Consider the following 21,596-nt stretch of genomic DNA (forward strand, 5'->3'; position numbering starts at 1 on the left):
AATTATGAATATTATTAGCGTTAATCGACCCCAAAGTGGACAGCATATCGCGGTGAATACTGCTGCTGATGCCAAATACACTCTTGATTTTCCCTATGACCATGCGACCCTTTCGCGGGTAGGCAATGATTTGGTCTTCACCTTTGACGATGCTGCCAGCATACATTTGACGGATTTTTATACCAACTACAACAGCGACACCGTGCCTGGATTCGAGGTTGGCGGTGAACTGATTTCCGGCACGGAATTTTTCGCCGCCCTTGCCCCTGATCTGGCTCCTGCTGCCGGCCCGTCCGCCGTGGAGCGATCTTCACGGTATACCGAACACGGCAATGCTGAACTTGCTGCCGGGGTCAGTCATCTGGATGGGCTTGACTACAACAGCGAAGGCTCGAGCTTTCAAAGCGTTCCTCTGCTTATGAGTGGAGTGGGCGCTTCTGAAGGCGATTCTTCCGCCACTGGCGGCAATGGCGAAGCAGCCTTAACCACCTACCACACCCGGCTTATTGTTACTGCAACCAGCCAGAATACTTTTAGCTTTTTTGCCGTGAACCAGAGCGGCGACCTCGTGGATGACCCGAGTCAAATCAGTTGGGCCTTTGAAGGACCGAACGCGTATTTCACTGTGACGGGCATTGGAGCTGACGGTAAGATCACTGTTGAACTTACTGCGGCAGGGCTTGCTGCTCTGAACAACGGCACCTTTGCCTCCGACATGCTGCTGATAACCATTGACGGTGTGGAATACAAAATGCCGTTGGTGATCAGCGGCGGCACTGCGGGCCAAAGCTACGATGCCGCCACGGAAGAAAGCCGCGCTCAACTCGGTGAGGACCTGAAAGCTGAATGGTATGCCTCTGACGCCAGAACTGTGAGCGGCGAGAGCGTCACCCTTGGCGGCACGAGCTACAATAGGGTGGATATTGATCGGTCCGACGCGGGCGGCGCGGGTAATATAGGCGTGTGGAATTCAGATATTGATATCACGGCTTCCGCAAAAGGAGCGGTCAATATCACTGCCCAGCACAATACCGGAAGCGCCTACGGGCTTGCCACATACGAAAATAGCGGACAGGCGTCCTCTTCCGTTCGAGGCGGAGAAGAAAGCTCCATACACATCAGTGCTCAGACTACCGGTACTGCGGGTACGGCCTGGGGCGTGTATACCAACTCCAACCAGGGAGCTGCCGTCGCAACGACTGTTGAAGGCGGGGACATCACCATTGAAGCGCACGGCAATATGGCCGGTTCCGGCGGCGTATACACATGGGCGGGTGGCGGACGCCAGGCGCAGACGACCATCCAGGCGGACCGCGACCTGACCATTATAGCCGACAGCCAGCAGGACAGCTCCGTCAGAAGCGTATATGCTACCGGCAGTGGCGCTGCCATCATTCTTTCCGCTGGGCCTGACGGCCGTCTGCAGGTCTCTGCGAATCTGGAGTCTTCCAGCCAGGAGTATTTCAACACGGAAAATGGCGGCAGCTTTGCTGCTTTGGGCCTGAGCAGCCATAATGGCGGCACGATTTCGGCCACCGGAAGCGACATAACTGTTGAGGCCAGCGTGAGCGACGCTTCTGTGCACGGCACTGCCGCCAGTGTTTATTCCGGGTACAACGGCGCTAAAACCACCATTAACGGCTATAACGGCCAGGACAACACCATAAGCATTCATGCCGCTGCCCCTGACCATGCCATGGGGGTTATCGGGACCAACTCCGGCACGGTGGCTATCAACGGCGGCGACGGCAACGACACCGTCAGCATTTCCTCCGAAGCCGCTCACGGTTCGTCCATGGGCGTTGCGGCTCAAGCCGGTGGGCAGGTGACGATCACAGGCAACGGCGGCCACGATGAACTGCACATTGACGCCACGTTTAACGGTCCTGCCAAGTCCGGCACGACCGAGCTTTTCGGCAGCGCCCGTGGCGCTTACGGCATGGCCTCCGCCTGGGGCGGTTCGTGGGTCAAGGTTGACGGTTTTGAAAAAATCAACGTTACCGCAGACGCCCGTGGCAGCGGCGGCGCGGCTTACGGCATGTACACCCACGACGGATGGGGCGAATCCGTAGGGAACAGCATCAAATATACGGAAGGTTCCCTGCACGCCACCATCAGCGGGCTGGCCGACAACCCGAGCAAGGGCCACTCCATGTACAGCTACACAGGCGTGAACAGTATCCAGGGGGGCAGTAAGCTCGGCGACGCCGATGGCGACAAAATCACGCTCAATGGGCACATGACCATCACTGGCAACAGCGGAAAGAACCTGGTGACCACCGGTGATGGTGATGACACTGTGGCGCTTAACGGCGACATGCATGCGGCCAGCAACGGCACGCTGAACAAGATTGAAACCGGCCTGGGCGATGACGTCATCCGCGTGAGCGGAGAAATGTACGCCTCCGATACCGCCGGGGCCAACGCAATCCTCGCTGGCGAGGGCGACAATCAGATCGAACTCGGCGGCGGGATGCGCGGTGTGGGCAGCAACACCATCACCGTGGGCAGCGGCAGCAGCACAATCACGCTGGGCGGCTCCATGTCCGCTTCCGGCACAAGCGGCGTCAACACCATACAGGGCGACGCTTCGGGCGGAACGGTCGTCAACGTCAACGGCCTGGGCGCCGCGCTCTATGCCACAGCCGGGGGCAAGAACATTATCAGTGACGTGCACGACGTGCATGTGGACTCCGGCTACATCCATGCGACCGGAAGCGGCTCATCCAACAAAATTGCCAACATTGCCGGAGCGGTGACGACCACCATGCTTGCGGCTAGCGACGGCGGCAGAAACGACGTCACCAATGTGGGCAGTCTGGATATCCAGGCCACCGGCAGCGGCTCAATGGGCGTCTACGCGGGCAAGAACGCCACCAATAACGTCGAAGCCAACGGCGGCATTGACATCAGCGCCCAGTCCACCTCCGGCGGAACCTGGGGGCTCATGGCCGGGTCGCTGGGCGGCAACGCCACCAACAGCCTGAAAGCCGGAGCCGACATCAACATCACGGCTGCGGGCAACGGCACCAGCGCCAGCGCCATTGACAACAACAGCGGCAATACCACCCATGTGGAAAGCACCGGCGGCGACGTCAACCTCAAGGCTACCTCCACCTCCAGCGGGGTTGGGGGCATCTGGGGCATCGGCTCCACCACCGTCACCGCGGGCAAAAATCTGACCATCGAGACGTCAACGCAGGGAGCCGCAGAAGCCGGAGGCGTGCACACCGGCGGCACCACGACGCTGACCGCCCTGGATGGCGACGTGACTGTACGGGCCGAGGGCAACATTGCTTCCGGTCTTTACACCATAAGCACGGGCACGACCACGGTCAGCGCTTCCGGGCTTGTGGACATTCAGGCCCACGGCAAGTCGGGCGGCTATTATATCCACGGAGGCAATGCCACAGCCCTGTACGCGGAAAGCCAGAATCCCGGACAACTGGCCCAAAACATCATTAAAGGCCGCGAAGTCTCCATTACGGCAGATACGCTGCAAAGCGGCGACACCTACGCGCTATATAGCAATACGGCTCTCAACACGATCACCAGCGACACACAGGCAACGGTGACCGCTGAAAACCACGGCTCCGGCAATACCTGGGGCATGTACGCCACCTCCACCAACAACAAGCTGGGGGCCAATGAAATTACCGGGCATGACGTCACGGTGAGCAGCACTGCCGCCAATGGCAACGCCTACGCCATGCAGGCATCTTCCACCACTGGCGACAGTTCCAACACGGTCACCCTGACCGGCGGAAACGCCGACATCAGCGCTGCCAGCGCTCATGGCAACGCCTATGCCATGCGTGCTGACGGGCGCGCAACCAACACCATTACCGGCAGCGGTGATGTAACGCTTACCGGCACTGCCGCTGAAGGCTCGGGCTGCGGCATATACGCCTCCGCCTCGGGCAGCAACATCATCGCCACCAGCGGAGATGTGAGCGTTACCGGCAGCGGCTACAGGGCGGCCGGCCTCAACGCGGATCAGAATGCCACCAATGCCATCAATGCCGGCGGCGGCATCGACATCAACGCCCAGGCCACCTCCGGCGGAACCTGGGGACTCATGGCCGGGGTACTGAACGGCAATGCGAACAACAGCCTGAAAGCCGGAGCCGACATAAACATCACGGCTGCGGGCAACGGCACCAGCGCCAGCGCCATTGACAACAACAGCGGCAATACCACCCATGTGGAAAGCACCGGCGGCGACGTCAACCTCAAGGCTACCTCCACCTCCAGCCGGGTTGGGGGCATCTGGGGCATCGGCTCCACCACCGTCACTGCGGGCAAAAATCTGACCATCGAGACGTCAACGCAGGGAGCCGCAGAAGCCGGAGGCGTGCACACCGGCGGCACCACGACGCTGACCGCCCTGGATGGCGACGTGACTGTACGGGCCGAGGGCAACATTGCTTCCGGTCTTTACACCATAAGCACGGGCACGACCACGGTCAGCGCTTCCGGGCTTGTGGACATTCAGGCCCACGGCAAGTCGGGCGGCTATTATATCCACGGCGGCAATGCCACAGCCCTGTACGCGGAAAGCCAGAACCCCGGGCAACTGGCCCAAAACATCATTGAAGGCCGCGAGGTCTCCATTACGGCAGATACACTGCAAAGCGGCGACACCTACGCGCTGTATAGCAATACGGCTCTCAACACGATCACCAGCGACACACAGGCAACGGTGACCGCTGAAAACCACGGCTCCGGCAATACCTGGGGCATGTACGCCACCTCCACCAACAACAAGCTGGGGGCCAATGAAATTACCGGGCATGACGTCACGGTGAGCAGCACTGCCGCCAATGGCAACGCCTACGCCATGCAGGCATCTTCCACCACTGGCGACAGTTCCAACACGGTCACCCTGACCGGCGGAACCGCCGACATCAGCGCTGCCAGCACTCAGAAAAACGCCTACGCCATGCATGCTGAAGGTCGCGGAACCAATACCATTACCGGCAACGGCGATGTGAACGTTACTGGTGAAAGCGCGGCAGGCTCCGGCTATGGCATGTTTGCCGCTTCTTCCGGCAGCAGCAATAAAATAAACACCGGTAGCGGCCATGTGACTGTTTCCGGCAATGGCGCCGTTACCGGCTCCGGCATGCATGCCGTTGCAGGCAGCAACAGCATCAACACCGGCAGCGGCGACGTGACTGTTTCCGGCAATAGCAGCAGCACTGGCTCCGGCTACGGCTACGGCATGTTTGCCGAAAGTCGCGGCAGCAACAGCATCGCCACAGAAGGCGGATCTGTGAATGTTTCTGGAAGCAACAGCAACAACGACAGGTCCGAATACGTCTATGGCATGTATGCCGTTTCTTCCAACAGCAAAAACAGCATCACCACCGAAAGTGGTGACGTAACTGTTTCCGGCAACGTCGCGGGCATCAAGGCCGCTATTTCCGGCAGCAACAGCATCGTCACCGAAAGCGGCAACGTGACTATTACCGGCAGCAGTTCTGGCTCCGGCTACAGCTTGTCCGCCACCGATTCCGGCAGCAACAGCATCATCACCGGCAGCGGCAACGTGACGGTTTCGGGCAACAGCACCAGCTCCCTGTACAGTCTGTACGCCACCAATTTCGGTAGTAACAGCATCAGCACAGAAAGCGGCGCTGTGAGCGTTACCGGAAGCGGCAGTGGCTCTGGCGGCGGCTCCGGCATGTATGCCGCTTCTTCCGGCAGCAACAACATCACCACAGAAAACGGCGCGGTGACAGTTGCCGGCAGCACCGGCACCGGCTCGGCCTTCGGCATGTTTGCCAGTTCTTCCGGCCACAACAGCATCACCACCGAGGGTGGCGTCGTGACTGTTTCCGGCACTGCTGCAGGAGGCTTCGGCTACGGCATGAAAGCCGTTGACTTCGGCAGCAATACCATACAGTCCAGCAGCGGCGCACTGACAGTCACCATTACCGCCACCGCGGATACAGCCAATAAAGCCATTGCCATGTGGGCCGAAGGCGGCGGCGCCGTAAACTACATCACAGGGCATTCGCAGGCCGGGGGCGCTGGCGACAACATCATCCTGACCGCCAATAACGGACAGGGCGTAGCCATGCAGGCCCTCAATGGCGGCAAAAACATCATTGCCACTGGCGCCGGCAACGACAGCGTGACGGTCAATGGCGCTGTCAATGGCAGCGGTAATGAAATCAATCTGGGCGGCGGCGACAACACCCTCATCATCAACGGCGCGGTGCAGGCCGGCAGCCTGAACGTGATCGCCGACGGTGGAACCTATACCCTGATACTTCAGGCATCCGACACTGAAAGCTTCGCCGTTCGCTACGGCGCATGGCTCAACGGCATACATTCCGATGCGCTCATCGCTGGCGGCATAACGGGCATCGGCTTTCACGGCCTGGACGTCCTGGCTCTGCCTTCGGATTTTCTGTCAACCTTTAACGACCTCCTGTGGGCTTTGCGCGATGACGTCCCCATCTCCCCTCCAGAGCTTGTCGACCATCTGCACGCCCCCGTCGCGCACTCTGCCGAGCCCGCCGCAATGTTCGCGGAGACCGACGCCGAACACCATATGCAGGAGGCACAGCATGCCGCCGGGCATGACGATATGCAGGACTCCCATGCATCCGCTCACGATGGTCTGGCGCATATGACGAACGACAGCCCGGAGAGCGCGTTTGACATGCATGCTGGCGCTACTGCAGCAACTGCGGATGGTCTGGATCTTGACGCCACAGTACAGGTGAGCCTTGCCGAGGATGAAGGGGTAGCGAGTCCGGTCACGCCGCTTTTCTCCTTCCTGGGCGATCATGGCGGCAGCACGATATTTGAGAAGGGAGCCGCCACGTTGGGCAATTCCACTGAAATGGACGAAGGCGACACCCTCCATGCCGACATCACGCTGACCCACGGCGATGACAGCCTTGATAACCTGTTCTGGGGCGCTGGCCAGCAGGCTGCCGGAGACGGGGCCGATACCCTGTACGGAAGCCCCACCGTGGATGTGTATGAGATGGACCTGACCGGTTTTGAAGGGATTCTTGACCAGGGACGACTCGCCGAGTCCGCCTCTCCCAATGCTCCTGTTTTTTCTGAAAACATTGTCGCCTCGGCGAGCGGAGCCAGCAGCGTTCCCGGCATAATGGATTCCTGCCAGGAAACCACGGACAATGCCGCACGGCAAATGGCAAACGGCTAGATAAGCAGTTTCACAGGCTGTTCACTCTTTTTCTTGAGAGTGAGCAGCCATGACCATACCATACAGTCATTGGATGAAGAGCCTGAGGGTAAAACCCGCAGGCTCTTCATTTTTATTTGATAACATGCTGCACCCTGTACGCCGCCCGCTACGCGCCCGCTGCGCCGCTCGAAGTATCCTGCCGCAGTGCCCCTGGCTGCGTGGCCGTGCCCCACCAGAGCATGTTTCGCTTGTGCGCCATGCTTGCCTGCGATGCGTTCCAACAGCCACGGCTTCCAGGGCACGGCTTCCAGGGCACGGCTTCCAGGGCTCGGCCTCCAGGGCACAGCTTCCAGGGCACGCCCTTCAGGGTCACGCCCTCACGGCATGGCCGCAGCCGCGCTGACCCGCCCGACCTGGTATTGGCTTTTATGTCTGATCAGTTCTGTGCGGGCCGCTGTTGCCTGCCACTTGGAATTGAGGATGGAAGAGTCTGGGGCTGGTCATTCCGGGATGAAAACTTCACCGCACAGGCAGGCCCGGCGCGCGCTTGTGCGGCAAAAAGAAAGTAAAATAAAGAAACCGTCAAAGGGGCGGAGGCGGAGGGTTGTAACCGCGCTTTATCTGCCCGTTGCGGCGAGTGGAATCAAAACTTTTTTCCAATCGGAGGCATTGGCATATTGAGCGGGGCAAAGGTGTTTTCCAATGAGACGAGGCAGCATTTCAGGCTCCACAGGCATGAGCAATGAAGCATTTTCAAGCATCTCCCAATAATCCAACCGGTCAATCGCAGTACATGAAGGGAAAAAAGATTCCCGTTTTCCGCTGGAGCGCCAGATGACGGTTTGATTGTTCGCGCCCGGCAGTGTGCAAAAAGAGAACTGCGGGAAAAAATCGTGGATGTAAAAAACGGCCTTGTAGGCATCTCCATAATGGTAGCGATTTTTTAATCCGGCGGCCCCGGCATATGCGGCGGCCAGCGCGCGGTCTGGAAGCGCGCCGTACGGGTGTGCCGGAACGACGTCATTCAGTATGACAATGCTTTTGGAGTGGGTAAGGGGAAGGCACTTACTGAAAACATCCAGCACCGTTTTCCATTGCTGCCCGACGTTGATATGCAGGATGTCAAACTGGAGCGACGGCGCAAGAGCAAGCAGGCGGCGGCATATCGCGTTATTGGGGTCGCCGTGTATGGTTTGAAAGAACTGGTCGGCGTCCATGCCTATTTCCAGTGCGCCATCCTTGCCGGAAGCCAGAGCGGGCGCGGAGCCAAAGGAGCTGACCCGGACGCGGACGGGCAGTTCAAGCTGTGAAAATATTTTGGGCGAATGAATACTGATTTCCAGAATGCTTTTTGACTGATTACAGGCCGCAAGATAATGGAGGCGTCCCACGACTTCAGGGGGAACGGCCTTTGGTTTCTTTTTGAAAGGGACGGCCCAGGGCTGTTGTTCTTGCGGTATAAAGTCATCCTCATGCGTAGGGAGCATGTCCGCATCAGGCGCGACGGATTTTTTCAGAACCAGAAATATTTCTTTGCGGCCGCGGTCATACCAGGCCGGGTCCGCGCCCAGTGGGGCTTGTTCCCAAGAAAGGGGGCTGGCGTTCAGGTTATGTCTGGATACTGACCGCTGCACGGTCTCCAGAGCCTGGGCACGATCACCCCCATCAGGGATGATCAGACATCCGGCCATTCCTTCAGGACATAACACCCGGCTGATGTGGCGTAAAAAGTTGTTCAGCAGTCGTAGTGGAACAGAGGCGATAAGGACATGAAAAAAATCGGAAGGGATCAGGTTCCAGAAATTTTGTTCGCCCTGGTTTGCTGCTTGCCGCACATAGGAGCCAATGGGCATGCGGATGCAGCGGCCTTGCAAACGCTGCGCTACAGAACCGGGAATACGAACAGGGCTTGTTAACGCATCCAGCATGCGCCATTCTTCCCCGGCGCGGGCATGACCGGCAAGTACGGCGACTTGCTCCAGAAACCAAGCATACCGTAGTTCCACGCTTTTTGTCGCCACTTTTCATGCTCCTCAAATGTCGTTTATGCCCGTGGCAAGGGCGGCCTCGGACCGCCGGGCTATTCAGCCGTCCACTGCTCATAGGCCATCTGGACTTCATGTAACGGGACGTGCCAACTGCGGCGTTCTCTGGTTCTTTCGCTTCCTTGAACAAAATAGGCTTTTCGCCCGTATGCCTGTTCAATTACAGCTATGGCACTGAATGACGTATAATCTTCCGGCCCGAGAAAGAGCGTTTTAAGCTGTTGCGGGTTCTGTGAAAAAACCACGTTATGCACGGCGCTTCCCACGGGGCCAGCGATGCGGGCGGCATGAGCGAAAAGGCATATCTGGTTGGCAAGGGATAGGTTCTGGCTTTCAATAACGGTAAATCCTTGCTGCTCAAAAAAGCGTTCGATCTCTTGCTCGTTTTCAAGACGCCTTGCCTTGATATGCCTGCGGGAGAGATAGATTTTTTCAATGGGGTCCATAGTGGCGTCTGGAAGATAGTAATTGACGACATGCTGCCACATTTTTTTTGCGACTTCTGAAACATAAGCCATATGCATGTAAGACTTGGTTGGTATGAATATTCGATCCAGCCGCATACGGCGGGACGGATAATAAAAATCGTAGTCCGTAATGCCGAATGGTTCTGCAAAAAGCTTCATGTAGTCGGGAATGTTCGCCATGGGAGACAAGAGAAGCCTGACGGGAGCGTTTCCGGCCAGGCGTTGTACATGAGCATGCGCCCACAGGCTTGTCAGTGCCTCAAGGAGCCAGTGCCCGTATACCGGGTAGCTTGTAAAGCACGGCATGAAAGCCAGATTTTTTCCAGCCGTGACCTCGGTTGCCGGGGGGGCTTTTTCCGGAACGTAAAACCCCCTGCCAAGGCTTCTCAGCCGCGTGTGCGGGCCGTAATACAGGCGGGGGGTAAGGGCTTCTCCGAAAGAGCGAACCGAATCAATGAGCGCGCATTTGGAGCGGGGGGAATAGAGTATGCCGTCAGCGTATATGATGTCGGCAAGCTCATGAATATACAGGTGAGGGACGGTGTTTCTTACTTTTTTTGGCGAACGTGTTTTTGGTTGCGAGCCCAGTATGTGCATCTCCACATCCGCTACGGGGTATCCTTGCGCCGCGATGAAGTACGAAGCCTGCAGCTCAGGAAGTTCGGCATACTCCGCGATCCGCACCGGTTGAGCGAAGAGACTCATACGCGCACCTGTTGAAAGGCAAACGGCTCCGTGGTGGGGGCGTTTTTCTTTATTCTGTTGTCAGAAGTTGCAGCAACAGTGTGTTCATCATTTCATTTTGACTGTCGTGCGAGGCGCTTCCATAGTCTTGTGAAAATTGCGAAAAGGACGCATACGTGGAATTTCCGACCGTAAGGCCGCCTTCGATAACCACCTGTATAGTTTGTACCCCTTCGGCATTCGGTATGTTCAAGACCAATTGCCCGTTTTCAATCGTTGAATTCAGGCGCGACAGATCAAGGCTTCCGTTGGCGTCGAGAAGATCCGCGATGTATATCTTGTCGTCCGCGCTCAGGTTGAAGTCAGTAATAATGTCCGTACCGCCATCAAGGTCGCCGTCTCTCCAGACAAAAGCGTCCGCTCCGCCGCCGCCAGTCAGGATGTCATTTCCCGTACCTCCCATAAGAATATTATCCAGATTGTTGCCGATGATGATGTCATCGCCTGAACCTCCGCCAACTCCTTCATAGTTGGTAATCGTCGTGTTCATGTAGGTGTTGCTGCCATCAATGCTCACGCTGCCGTCATTACCCAACTGAATGGTATGACCCTGGTCATTGTCATAAATGAAGAGGTCGTTGCCAGCTCGCCCGCCATCAATAAGCTTGGCTTCGTTTCCGATGAGATCATGAACAATGATGGTGTCATTGCCGCCGGTTGCATTGGGGTTATAGTTTCCCGTGGCGCAGTCGCCGTAAACATTGCCCGATGCGAGAGAACCTATCTCGATGAGATCGTCGCCGTAGTGCGTTACGAATTCGTTGGTATATTCGCCATCGCCCGCGACCCTGATGTTGGTGACGACACCGTCAATGACAATGTTGTCGTTGCCGAAGTCCATTCCGAGAACGTTGGAGTAAAAGTCACCGTAGAGAGTGTCGTTTGTGGAATCTCCGCTGATGTGGAGCTCATCATCTCCACCTTTGCCGCCGATGCTGGGCGTATAGGCATCAAGGTAGATGGAGTTGCCTTGGGAGTTGCCGCCTATGGTGACGATATCATTGCCGTATTTCGAGTCTGTTCCGTCATTTACGTATACATCTCCCAAGATGGTATTTCCTGTGGCATTGCCGCCGATTTCAACACGATCATTACCGGTGATGTTGTTGCCGTAGGCATGAAAGGCATCGCCATAAATGCTTTCACCCGTGGAAGATCCGTCAATGCGTATTGTGTCGTCGCCGCCGGTGACGCCCTGGTACATATAGTAGCCGTCACCGTAAAGAGAACTGCCCACAGAACCATCCGCATTGCCTTTTACGTGGAAAAGGTCATTGCCGCCCTTGGCTCCGTTGCGCATTTCATAGGCGTCGCCATAGAAACTTTCGCCTGTGGAATCACCGCCAATAATCACGGTATCATTTCCAAGCTGAATGGTTTTGCCATTGTCAGCTCCGACAAGGGCCAGTGTTTCGCGCCCATCGCCGTAAATGGTGTTTCCTTGCGAGTTGCCGTCAATAATGAAGCTGTCATTGCCAACGGCCATGCCATACATGGGGGTGTGCTGGTCCCCGTGAATGGTATTGGCATAAGCGAATGTTTTGCCGCCTTCTCCCAAACCTGTGAGGTGGATGACGTCATTGCCCTGGCCTGCCTGAATGGTGTTCCCGTCCACCCGTGAGGCTTCAAGAGTGATTGTGTCCTTGCCCCAGTAGGAGTCATCCGGGTGGTTTTTGCCGCCAATGTAAATTAATCCATTCGTTTCGTTGGTGAAGGTTACGCTTTGATTCCCTTCGCCACCGATCCATCTGACGAGCCCCCCTTCAATGGCCCAAATCTGACTGTCGCCATATATGGTGTTGGCATATATCATGGTGTTTTCATTGATTAAATGAATGGAATCATTGTCAACGCCATCTGTGTCCGTGTCAGTATCAGTATCGGTATCTGTGTCAGTATCAGTATCTGTGTCGGTATCAGTGTCAGTATCGGTATCAGTATCCGTATCGGTGTCGGTATCCGTGTCAGTATCTGTGTCCGTGTCTGTATCCGTATCGGTATCGGTGTCGGTATCAGTGTCTGTATCCGTATCCGTGTCAGTGTCAGTATCTGTATCGGTATCAGTGTCGGTATCAGTGTCAGTATCAGTGTCGGTATCGGTATCTGTGTCGGTATCCGTGTCAGTATCTGTATCGGTATCGGTATCTGTGTCGGTATCTGTGTCGGTATCCGTGTCAGTATCTGTGTCCGTGTCTGTATCCGTATCGGTATCTGTGTCGGTATCTGTGTCGGTATCCGTGTCAGTATCTGTGTCCGTGTCTGTATCCGTATCGGTATCGGTGTCGGTATCAGTGTCGGTATCCGTATCCGTGTCAGTGTCGGTGTCAGTATCTGTATCTGTATCGGTATCAGTGTCTGTATCTGTGTCTGTATCCGTGTTAGTGCCGGTATCCGCCTCGGCGTCCATGTCTGTTTCTGCAGTTATTTCTGATATGAAGCTTGTATTGCCTAAGCTGTCCCACCATGTCTTATCGAGCTCTCCGAGGTGGTCAATCCCATCCATCAACTCGCCGGTTGAATCAAGATACCCGCCAAGTCTGCCGTTAAAGCTCAAGTCCGGCTCTTTTGGCTTTGCGATATTAACCAATTCTTCGGCGTCTATTCGGATTCCGTTGAGCAACTCAAATTTGGGCAATTGGCTGCTGTCCAGAACAACGAAATTCTGTAGTACAAGATTTCCGTTATTGGGAAAGCACAGCATAATGTCATTTTCTGTGCGTAATATTTCAACATCGTCAAGATCAAATTTGAAATTTGCAGATTCCAGAGCCGTGGAGGCGATGAATATGGTCTGCCCGGAGGCGGGCGCATGGATGGACGCTGATGGCCGATCAGTACTTGAACAAGTAGTTGCAGTAGCCATAAAGTTGCCCCCCACCACCATAAACCATTCTCATTGGTCGCGTCGGCAAATTCTTTTTTGCCTATGGGACTGCTACCGCAGACGCGCCATGACCTGCTTAAGTTGTTGCGCGGTCAGCGCAAGGTCCTGCACTGCCGATGATGCCTGAACCATGCCTTCAGCCGTTTCAGACACGATACGGCTCACTTCTTCCACTGCGTGATTGATTTCTTCCGAAGTAGCGCTTTGCTCTTCCGCTGCGGTGGCGATGTTGGTAACGACGGCTGAGTTGGACGCAGCCAGGGTTACAATTTCCTGCAGAGCTTGCCCTGAGGCATTGGAAAGCCCCGTGGCCTCACCAATGCTGTTCACAGCGTTGTTGACTTCCTCAATATTCGTGCGCGCTGCATGCTGGATCGCCTGGATGTTTTCGCCAACTTTTCTTGTGGCTTCCATCGTGCTTTCCGCAAGTTTGCGTACTTCATCCGCCACCACGGCAAACCCGCGTCCGGCCTCCCCGGCGCGTGCCGCTTCAATGGCAGCATTGAGCGCGAGCAGGTTGGTCTGGTCTGCAATGTCGGAAATGACATTCATCACCCCGCCGATATTTTCTGCCTGACGCCCCAATTCCATCATGTTTTCATGCAGGCTGAGAGCCACTGTGTTCACGCCATTGATGGATGTGACTACGCTGTTCACCAGTTCAGCGCCGCTTTCAGCTTTGCTGCGGGTCGCTTCACCTTGTTCTGCGGCGTATCCGGCGTTACGCGCCACTTCCATTACTGTGGAGTTCATTTCCGCCATGGCGGTTGCTGTGGATTCCACGCGTGAACGCTGCATGTCCGCACCACGACTTACCTGTTCAACTTGGGCGGAAAGTTCCTCAGAGGCTGATGCCACACGTTCGGCTATCTCCGTGGACTCCTGCGCGACTTGTAAAAGCATGGTTTGCGAATCTTTAGTCTCGGTAATATCATTTATCATTTCCATATAGCCCATGGGTGTGCCGTCAAGAGAGCACAAAGGCAGTGCGGTCATGGATATTTCCATTCTTTTCCCGCCGGGATATGCGGTTGTTTCACCTGTATTGGGCCGGTTTTCCATCATGGCCTTCTTGCCAAAGCAGTCGCCTGTGCTGCATTCTTTGGTCTTGAACAGGTTGCCGCAGCCTTGGTTCAAGAAATCCCCGCCAAGAACCGTTTTTCCGGCCTTGTTCAGGAACCGGATGGAACATTCCGTGTCGCCAGTCATGAGGACAGAAGGCACTGCATCCAGCACGGAGGTATAGGCATCGGCCACATTGTTGATGCAGCCCGTAAGCTCGGCAAAACCGCCCTGAAATTTTTTCTGGTCAATGCGCTCGCGAAAGTTGCCAATGGCAATGCGGTGCGCCGTGTTTTTGCTTTGTTCCATCAGGTTGTTCAGCATGGTCGGGATGCTCAGCATGGCTTGCACTAACGAGCCGATTTCTCCACCTTCTTTCACCTTAAGGTCGGTGCTGAAATCACCTTGAGCTATCTTCACGGCAAAGTTGGAGACCTGATGCAAAATGCGCACAATGCTGATGACAATCCAAAGGGCAAACACAATGCCAAGAACAATGCCGCCCACACTGGCGTACAGCGTGGCGCGCTGGGCCTGCGCATTGCTTTCGAGCATGGCTCGCCCGACCTTCAGCATATTTTCTTCTGTTGATGTCGTGTACGTATCAAATGTTTTGGCCAGTTCAGTACCGACAGACTCTATGGCCTCAATGTTATTTGAAGCCTCACTGCATAGAGAAATAACGCGCGATGCACCGTCTTTGTAAGATTTGAAAGCCTGTTCCAGTGAGACAAAAGCCTTGCGACTTGCAGTATCTTGCAAGGCTTCTTCCAGTTTTATCAGGAGGCCATCAAGGGTCTGCATGCATTTTAACGCAGTTTCAGCTCTTATTTCTTCATAATTACTCACGTATCCCATTATTTGAACACGAAGCGTTACGTAGTCGCTGTAAAAATCATCAATCAGAGCAGCCAGATGCATGTTGTTCGCGTTGCGAGCGGCTAGAGAAAGCGCGCTGAGGCGCTCATTTATGGCATTCCCATCCGGAGTGACACGCTCACGCAGTATTTTATTTGATTCAAGAAGCGTTTTTTCAATATGATCAATCAAACCCAAAGATTTCTTTAAACGCTCAGCTTGAGCGTCAAGGTTTTTCTGCTCGACAGGGTTGTTTTCTTCATCATGCGCCATTGCTATGTATTTAAGCGCCGAGGCAACACTGACACGCGCTTCATCCATGTGGAACGCGTCCAGATCTTGTGTGAATCGTGAAACCCTGTCGCGCATATTTCTTGCTTGAGCATCCGCGCCATTAGAAAACACCGCAGTGCGCGCTTCTGATCTGTATAAATTGAATTCAGTAGATGCTGCATGGAGCTTTACATATCCCAGGTATGAAACGGCAGCCAACAAAAGCATGATAAAAACAAACCCGCTGATAATTTTGTATTTTGTTGTCATGGCCCATCCCTCTTTGCGGATAGAAACGCGGTTATTAAAAGCGCATTCGTGATGAAAAAATGCTCACGGCTACGGCCGGTTTTCTCTAATTACCTGTTTCATAAGTATAGAATGAACGTTCATCAATACTCACAGATTGAGGAAAAAGAAAAAAAAGACTACTCAATTTGAAGGATAATAGATTTTTATTTTATAATGCACTGTAGTGCGTGCCAGGGCACAGAGAAAAATGATTTGCTGTCGTATCGGCAAATGCCGTATGTTTGGTGTCGAAAGGTGATAAAAAGAAAAACTGAAGATTTTATTCCGGCTCGGCTTCCACATTCCTGCATATATGCGCAGGTGTGCGCACCCATAGCCCCGGTGTTTCGTCACGACGCCAAGTTGAATTTCGCCAAAGGGCAGCCGGGATACTTCATCACAATTGATGTGCTGTGGTCCCGCTCTCGGTGATAAACGCATGGGAATAAAAACCTCCACCAAGGCTGCCTCTAATGTCGCATCTAGATGCAATGAGTTATTTGGAAGCAGCCTTGGCGGAGATATTCAGATTTTGTACTTAGTTGAATTGTTGTTGTCGATAACAATCAGCGCATTTTCAAGTTTATTCACCATTCGTGTCGTTGCAATATTGGGGTTATGACTTCCGCCGGTTGCGGAATTGCAGTCAGAAATCCCTGTACCGCATCACATTTTTTCAATGTAAGGTGCAGTATTTGGCTTTCATGCTCAACCCCTTCCGCAAGGCAGGTCATTCCAAGCTTGTGTCCAACGGAAATGATGCATTCTACCACGGTTCTGCTGGTGGCATTGTTTGTAATATCCTGTATAAAACTTCGGTCTATCTTGAGTTTGCTTACAGGCAGGTTGGCCAGGTGCGAAAAATTAGAATAGCCTGTCCCAAAATCATCCAGGGATATCTGCACGCCTCGTGCGCGAAGAGAATCCAGCTGAGCCAGGACATTTTCAGCATCTGTCATGATCGCGGATTCTGTTATCTCCAGTTCCAAGTGATGGGGGGGCAGACCTGTATCCTGCAAGGTGCTGGTTACCAGGTCGAGCAGATCGGCGTTCTGTAGCTGTACGGCTGAAAGGTTCACAGCCATTTTTCCCGAAAAAAGCCCCATTTCAAGCCATTTTTGGCACTGGGCGCAAGCTTCCTGCAGAACCCAGGCGCCTATGGGCACAATCATGCGGGTGCGTTCCGCAATGGGGATAAATTGAGCAGGAGAAATGAAGCCCTTTTCCGGGTGGTTCCATCGCAGGAGCGCCTCAAAACCAACTAGCTGCCGCGGGCTTAAAGAAAACTGGGCCTGGTAGTACACAGTCAGTTCGTTATTGCGCAATGCCTTGGGCAGGGCGGATTCCATCCACCACCGATGGGCAATAAGCGCGTTCAACTCGCTTGAAAAAAAATGGTACCTGTCGTTTCGGCTTCTGCCTTCCACAAGGGCCACTCGGGCATTGTGAAGCAGCGTCGGCAGATCTTTGCCGTCATTGGGGTAGAGGCTGATGCCTATGGTGCATGAGGGGATAAATTCCTCTCGCCCTACGGAAAGAGGCATGGAGAAAGTCTCGAGGAGATTTTCGGTATATTTTGAAATGTCTTCGAGCCGTTGCGGCTCAGTAAGCAGCAAAATAAATTTGTCCTCCTCGATGCGTCCAATCAACTTTGGATGGCCTGTGCCGTAGTCCAGGCGCGATGCAAGTATGCATATAACATCGTTGATATTTTTTTCTCCCAATGTGATAGTCATTTTATTGTAGCCATCTATGCCTACAAGCATCAGCGGGTAATACATGCCGCTTTTTGTGGCTGCAAATGTATTGCTTTCAAAGATCGACTCGAAGTGCTTGAGCTTGGGCAGCCCTGTTACTTCATCATACAATTCATTATATTTTGATTGGTAACGTAATTTTGTGTAATTGCGCACCAGCATGGCAAGAAAATAGAACAGCAAAACCCCCGAGCTCACAGTAACTGCAGAAAAAATAATAATCTTACGCTTCCATTCGCCAAGCACAGTGCTGGTTGCAAGTCCGGCAATGATCGCGATGTTGAATGTGCCTACGCGGCTGAAAGCAAAAACTCTCTCTACGTGGTCGTCATGCGATGGCGCGATGTATACGCCCTCATCCATGCCCTCCTGCAGCAGGCGCTCGAATGTGGACCCGGTCAGTATCTGCCCCCGTTTGGCGGGGTCTTCGGGGTAGCGGGCCAGAAGACGGGTGTTAAGATCTGTTATGGCAATAAATTCTTCGGATCCTGATACTATTTGACTGTAGAACCTCAGAAAAAAAGTATGGGGCAAGACTGCGACTATGGCTCCTGCAAGGGCGCCATTGCTCGCCGTCCAGCGGCGAGACAGCGTGATGATCCATCCTTGCTCATATTCTGAAAAAAACGGTTCAGAGATGACGAGCGCCTCTGAAGGTTTTTTCATCAGCTCTTTAAAATAGGGACGATGACTTATGTTTACCAGGCAGGTGTGGGTTTTCGCGGCGCGGGCAATGATATTGCCTTCGGCGTCAGTCATGAGTAGCGACGTTGCGGAGGGTATGGCCGCCAGGTGTTTTTGGAGAAAAATACTCAGCTCTTCATCCGGCAGGGGGATGTTTTTGACTCTGCCCTGAACCAGCCGCAAAATGGCATCTACCTTATCCACGGACATCGTTGCATGGCCCTTGGCCTGATCCACGTAGGAGTGAAGATACCGTTTTGCAGAGGCCAGTTCCCGTTCGCGGGACTGCCATGCCTCCACCGCCAGCATCAGTACAAAGGCTATGAAAAGAAGGATCAGTGTTATGATAAGTATTCTTTCTTTGGCGCTTAACGGGGCGTCGACGGATGTATTTAGCGTGCGCGAGCGAGAGGGAATGGGCAGTGACGGGTTTGCGGTCTTCATGCCTCTACTCCTATATAATTGCCCTGAGCTTATTGATGATTGTTCGCCGGGATGTTGTTTTAACAAACACTTGTTCAGCATCTAAGAGCAATAAAGTCACAGAGCAATACGACAAAATTGAGGAGCCGTATAAAAAGACTCCTCAAATTTGAGGAGTACATGAATTGCGTATAAGAGAAGGCTATTGAAAATAGATTGTTATAATCATGCTTCCTCGCATGGCGGATGGTTTGCCCTGCCCCTGTAGGGGGCTGCTGCCGCCCGCGTTCAAAAACGCTGGTTTTCACAGTGTTCAGCCCCGTGCCATTATCGGCTTGCCTTGCTCCTTAAAGGGGGCCTGATATTCGCGCGACATCAGTTTGTCTTGCACATGCCGTGTTTCTCGCAATAGTGGATATGCTTCCTCATCTTCGCTCGTTGATCCCACGGTGCTGACAGAATACCCTTGGGGATAAAACTCTGAGTCGTATAATTTATAGTTAAGGTTTGTCTGTTTATTAAAAATCATCAGTGAATATTATTTTTTAAATGCTCCATAAAGATCGACACGCTGATTTTTATCTGCATGTTCGCGTATGTAAATATGGCATAGAATTGTGTTAAATTTGACATTTCTATAAATTCATCTGTGCAAAAGTGCTGTAGAATCCTTTATACTGTTGTGAAATGATGAAAATATTGTTTTCTGATGCGTATGGGCAATCATGATATGAGGCTTGCAGAGTCATTTTGTGTGAGCCAAACTTTGGGCATTGGCCCGCACAACCCCACAAGTTTTTAAAAAGTACGATGGGCTTGAACCACGTCGTCGCGAAGTAAGGGTTTTGTGTGGATAGCGCTTAATTTCCACGCGCATTGCGCGTGGCTTCTTATTTCGCTCGCTGGTGCGCTCACCCGGCTAAAGCCAGAAATAAAAAAACAGCAGCCCTCAAAGCCGCTGTTTTTTATTTCCAGAATCAGAACCTTCACTATACAGGAGTTCCCGAAAGTCAAAACTCACTCTGTCAATTTGCAGTGTTCCTTTATAGTTGCGTTCAAGGGGGCGGTAAGCGCCTGGGAACTACGGCGACAGAAGGCTCCTCACAGGAGCTTCACGGGCGATCTCTCGGTTTTTAACAGCCAGAATACGCGAGAGTTACTGAAGACAGATCTGATGCTACTTTGTTGTAAAGCGCATTTTCGATTATTGGTCGCTGTTGATAAGGGTGCTGACAAGCTCCATTCGGCTGTTGACCCTGGTTTTTTTCAGAAGGGTGCGAATGTAAAAGCGTACGGAGTTTTCTTTAAGATGCAGTGTCTCCGCCATGGCTCCTGTAGAGAGTCCGCGCATCAGTAATTCAAGAACTTCTTTTTCGCGGGGGGAGAGTTTATACTTTACAGAAAAAATATTAATAGTCTGGGCAATGTCACGAATAATGGGCAACGCTGGCGCAACAGATGGCTTGTCATTCTTGTTGATTTCATGAAGCGCCCGGTAAGCTGCTGGCAGGGAGGCAATGCACAAAAAAGTGCAGACCATAAGCGTGACAATGGGGGAACTGGGCAGCAAAGGCTGCACATAGCTTTGGAATAAGGCGCCCGCCAGCATTGCGCTCGTTGCGCACATAAGCAGTGCGGTAGTGTACAGGGCTGGGAAGGCGCAGCGGAAAGCGATGTTGCCGGTAAGCAGCATGCCGGAAAAAAGTTGCATCTGGTAGCCGATGATGCTGGCTACGAGTATGGTTTGGTACAACCAGCTTGTAGGGGGAAGCGTGAGTAGCCATGTCAGGGGCAGGCAAAGAAGGATGCCCCCGATGAATAGAAAACTTAGAATTTTATTGCCATAGCTATATAAAAAGAAAGACGTAAAAGAAAACAGCAGCAGAAAGGCAAGCTGGGTATACTCTGGGTATGCTTCCTTTATGTTGAAGTACGGTAGAATGGCTAACGAGCTGAAACCGCTGATAAAACAGGTTATAGTGAGGGGCGGCAGCAGCCTCAGTAATAGTTTCGAGGCGGAGAAATCCGTTGTATTTACAGATTGTTGTTCTCGGTCCTCCAGACGGATTTTCTCCTTGCCTAGCAACTCCGGAAGGATTCTGAAAAGTCGCCATACAATGTAAGCAAAGGCAAGAGACAACAACGAACGCGTACAATGCAGCAGCATGCCATAGCGATTGGCTGACCCTGAGGGCGCTTGGAAATGGGTTTCCACCAGGATCAGTATGATCATGGCCCAAAAAGCGTGGCCTACGGCCAAGGCGCCAGCTAAAGAGAAGCCTTGGCTATGGGGGGGGACAGAGAGGAAAAAGAGTCTGTACATGATGGGCCAGAGTATTGCCCATATGACAAGCTGGACAAAAGTAAGCCAGAATCCTTCGTAGAACCAGGGACACCATAAAAGCGTCGGAGGAGCGGTTATAGCGATGACGACAATGTACGCGGCAATGATGCCGCCCCAAAAGGAAGCTGTATGCGGGGCAGATGCAATGCGGCGCTCAATGCAGGCGAGAACTGCCGCACTCATGATCACCCCAAGCAAATACCCTGAAAGGGCAATAGACTGTTCATCCGGCGTCAGCCGATGAAGCATGAGCAGAGTGGAACCGGTGTTGAGAATAGGAAAAAAAAAGAAGGCGAGAGCTTGTCCCCATACTTTTGGCTCACCAGGCAATTTCGTCTGAGGCGTTAGATGAAGTAGTCGCGATTTGATCTGACAGTTGTCCCTTGAAAAGCGAGGGGAACTCCGTTTTGATGGAAGTGTAAACGTACCATCAACCGGGCACAGCGCCCACGGAGTTTCCCCATGGAAAGTTTCAATCAAAACGTCATCAAACACAAGACCGGACTTCTCAACCTTGCCGCCGAACTCGGCAATGTCTCCAGAGCCTGCCGCATCATGGGCTTTTCCAGAGATACCTTCTACCGGTATCAAGG

The 21,596-nt window shown here is 53.5% G+C and carries 8 protein-coding genes; 2 read left to right on the top strand and 6 right to left on the bottom strand.

From position 1 onward, the window contains the following. The first annotated feature begins 4 nt into the window (after positions 1–4). Positions 5–7,189, top strand: coding sequence for a hypothetical protein (locus BCS36_RS00735; protein WP_291301022.1), 7,185 nt, complete (start codon positions 5–7; stop codon positions 7,187–7,189). 599 nt (positions 7,190–7,788) lie between these two features. On the opposite strand, the gene BCS36_RS00740 is transcribed toward BCS36_RS00735, so the two are convergent. The 6 genes from BCS36_RS00740 to BCS36_RS14125 form a co-directional block, all read right to left on the bottom strand. Further along, positions 7,789–9,192, bottom strand: coding sequence for a hypothetical protein (locus tag BCS36_RS00740; RefSeq protein ID WP_291301023.1), 1,404 nt, complete (start codon positions 9,190–9,192; stop codon positions 7,789–7,791). 59 nt (positions 9,193–9,251) lie between these two features. Further along, complete coding sequence (locus BCS36_RS14120) at positions 9,252–10,388, bottom strand: DUF563 domain-containing protein (RefSeq protein ID WP_367209038.1); 1,137 nt, start codon at positions 10,386–10,388, stop codon at positions 9,252–9,254. 49 nt (positions 10,389–10,437) lie between these two features. Then, on the bottom strand, positions 10,438–12,834 hold the full coding sequence (locus tag BCS36_RS00750) for a calcium-binding protein (RefSeq protein WP_291301024.1): 2,397 nt from the start codon (positions 12,832–12,834) through the stop codon (positions 10,438–10,440). A gap of 528 nt (positions 12,835–13,362) precedes the next feature. Beyond that, on the bottom strand, positions 13,363–15,774 hold the full coding sequence (locus BCS36_RS00755; protein ID WP_291301025.1) for a methyl-accepting chemotaxis protein: 2,412 nt from the start codon (positions 15,772–15,774) through the stop codon (positions 13,363–13,365). A 608-nt stretch (positions 15,775–16,382) separates the two neighbouring features. After that, positions 16,383–18,680, bottom strand: coding sequence for an EAL domain-containing protein (locus tag BCS36_RS00760; RefSeq protein ID WP_291301026.1), 2,298 nt, complete (start codon positions 18,678–18,680; stop codon positions 16,383–16,385). A gap of 1,183 nt (positions 18,681–19,863) precedes the next feature. Next, positions 19,864–21,252: a response regulator transcription factor gene (locus BCS36_RS14125; RefSeq protein WP_367209040.1), complete on the bottom strand. Its 1,389-nt coding sequence runs from the start codon at positions 21,250–21,252 to the stop codon at positions 19,864–19,866. A gap of 213 nt (positions 21,253–21,465) precedes the next feature. Between BCS36_RS14125 and BCS36_RS00770 the strand changes: the two genes are divergently transcribed. Then, positions 21,466–21,596: helix-turn-helix domain-containing protein (locus tag BCS36_RS00770; RefSeq protein WP_291301030.1), on the top strand; the 131-nt coding region annotated here is incomplete at its 3' end.

The organism is Desulfovibrio sp. MES5 (genome assembly GCF_002237645.1).
Lineage (GTDB): Bacteria > Desulfobacterota > Desulfovibrionia > Desulfovibrionales > Desulfovibrionaceae > Desulfovibrio.

Coding starts and splice junctions, on each gene's coding strand:
- BCS36_RS00735 (WP_291301022.1), top strand. CDS start 5: ATGAATATTATTAGCGTTAATCGACCCCAAAGTGGACAGCATATCGCG.
- BCS36_RS14120 (WP_367209038.1), bottom strand. CDS start 10,388: ATGAGTCTCTTCGCTCAACCGGTGCGGATCGCGGAGTATGCCGAACTT.
- BCS36_RS00750 (WP_291301024.1), bottom strand. CDS start 12,834: ATGGACGCCGAGGCGGATACCGGCACTAACACGGATACAGACACAGAT.
- BCS36_RS00755 (WP_291301025.1), bottom strand. CDS start 15,774: ATGACAACAAAATACAAAATTATCAGCGGGTTTGTTTTTATCATGCTT.
- BCS36_RS00760 (WP_291301026.1), bottom strand. CDS start 18,680: ATGAAGACCGCAAACCCGTCACTGCCCATTCCCTCTCGCTCGCGCACG.
- BCS36_RS14125 (WP_367209040.1), bottom strand. CDS start 21,252: ATGCTTCATCGGCTGACGCCGGATGAACAGTCTATTGCCCTTTCAGGG.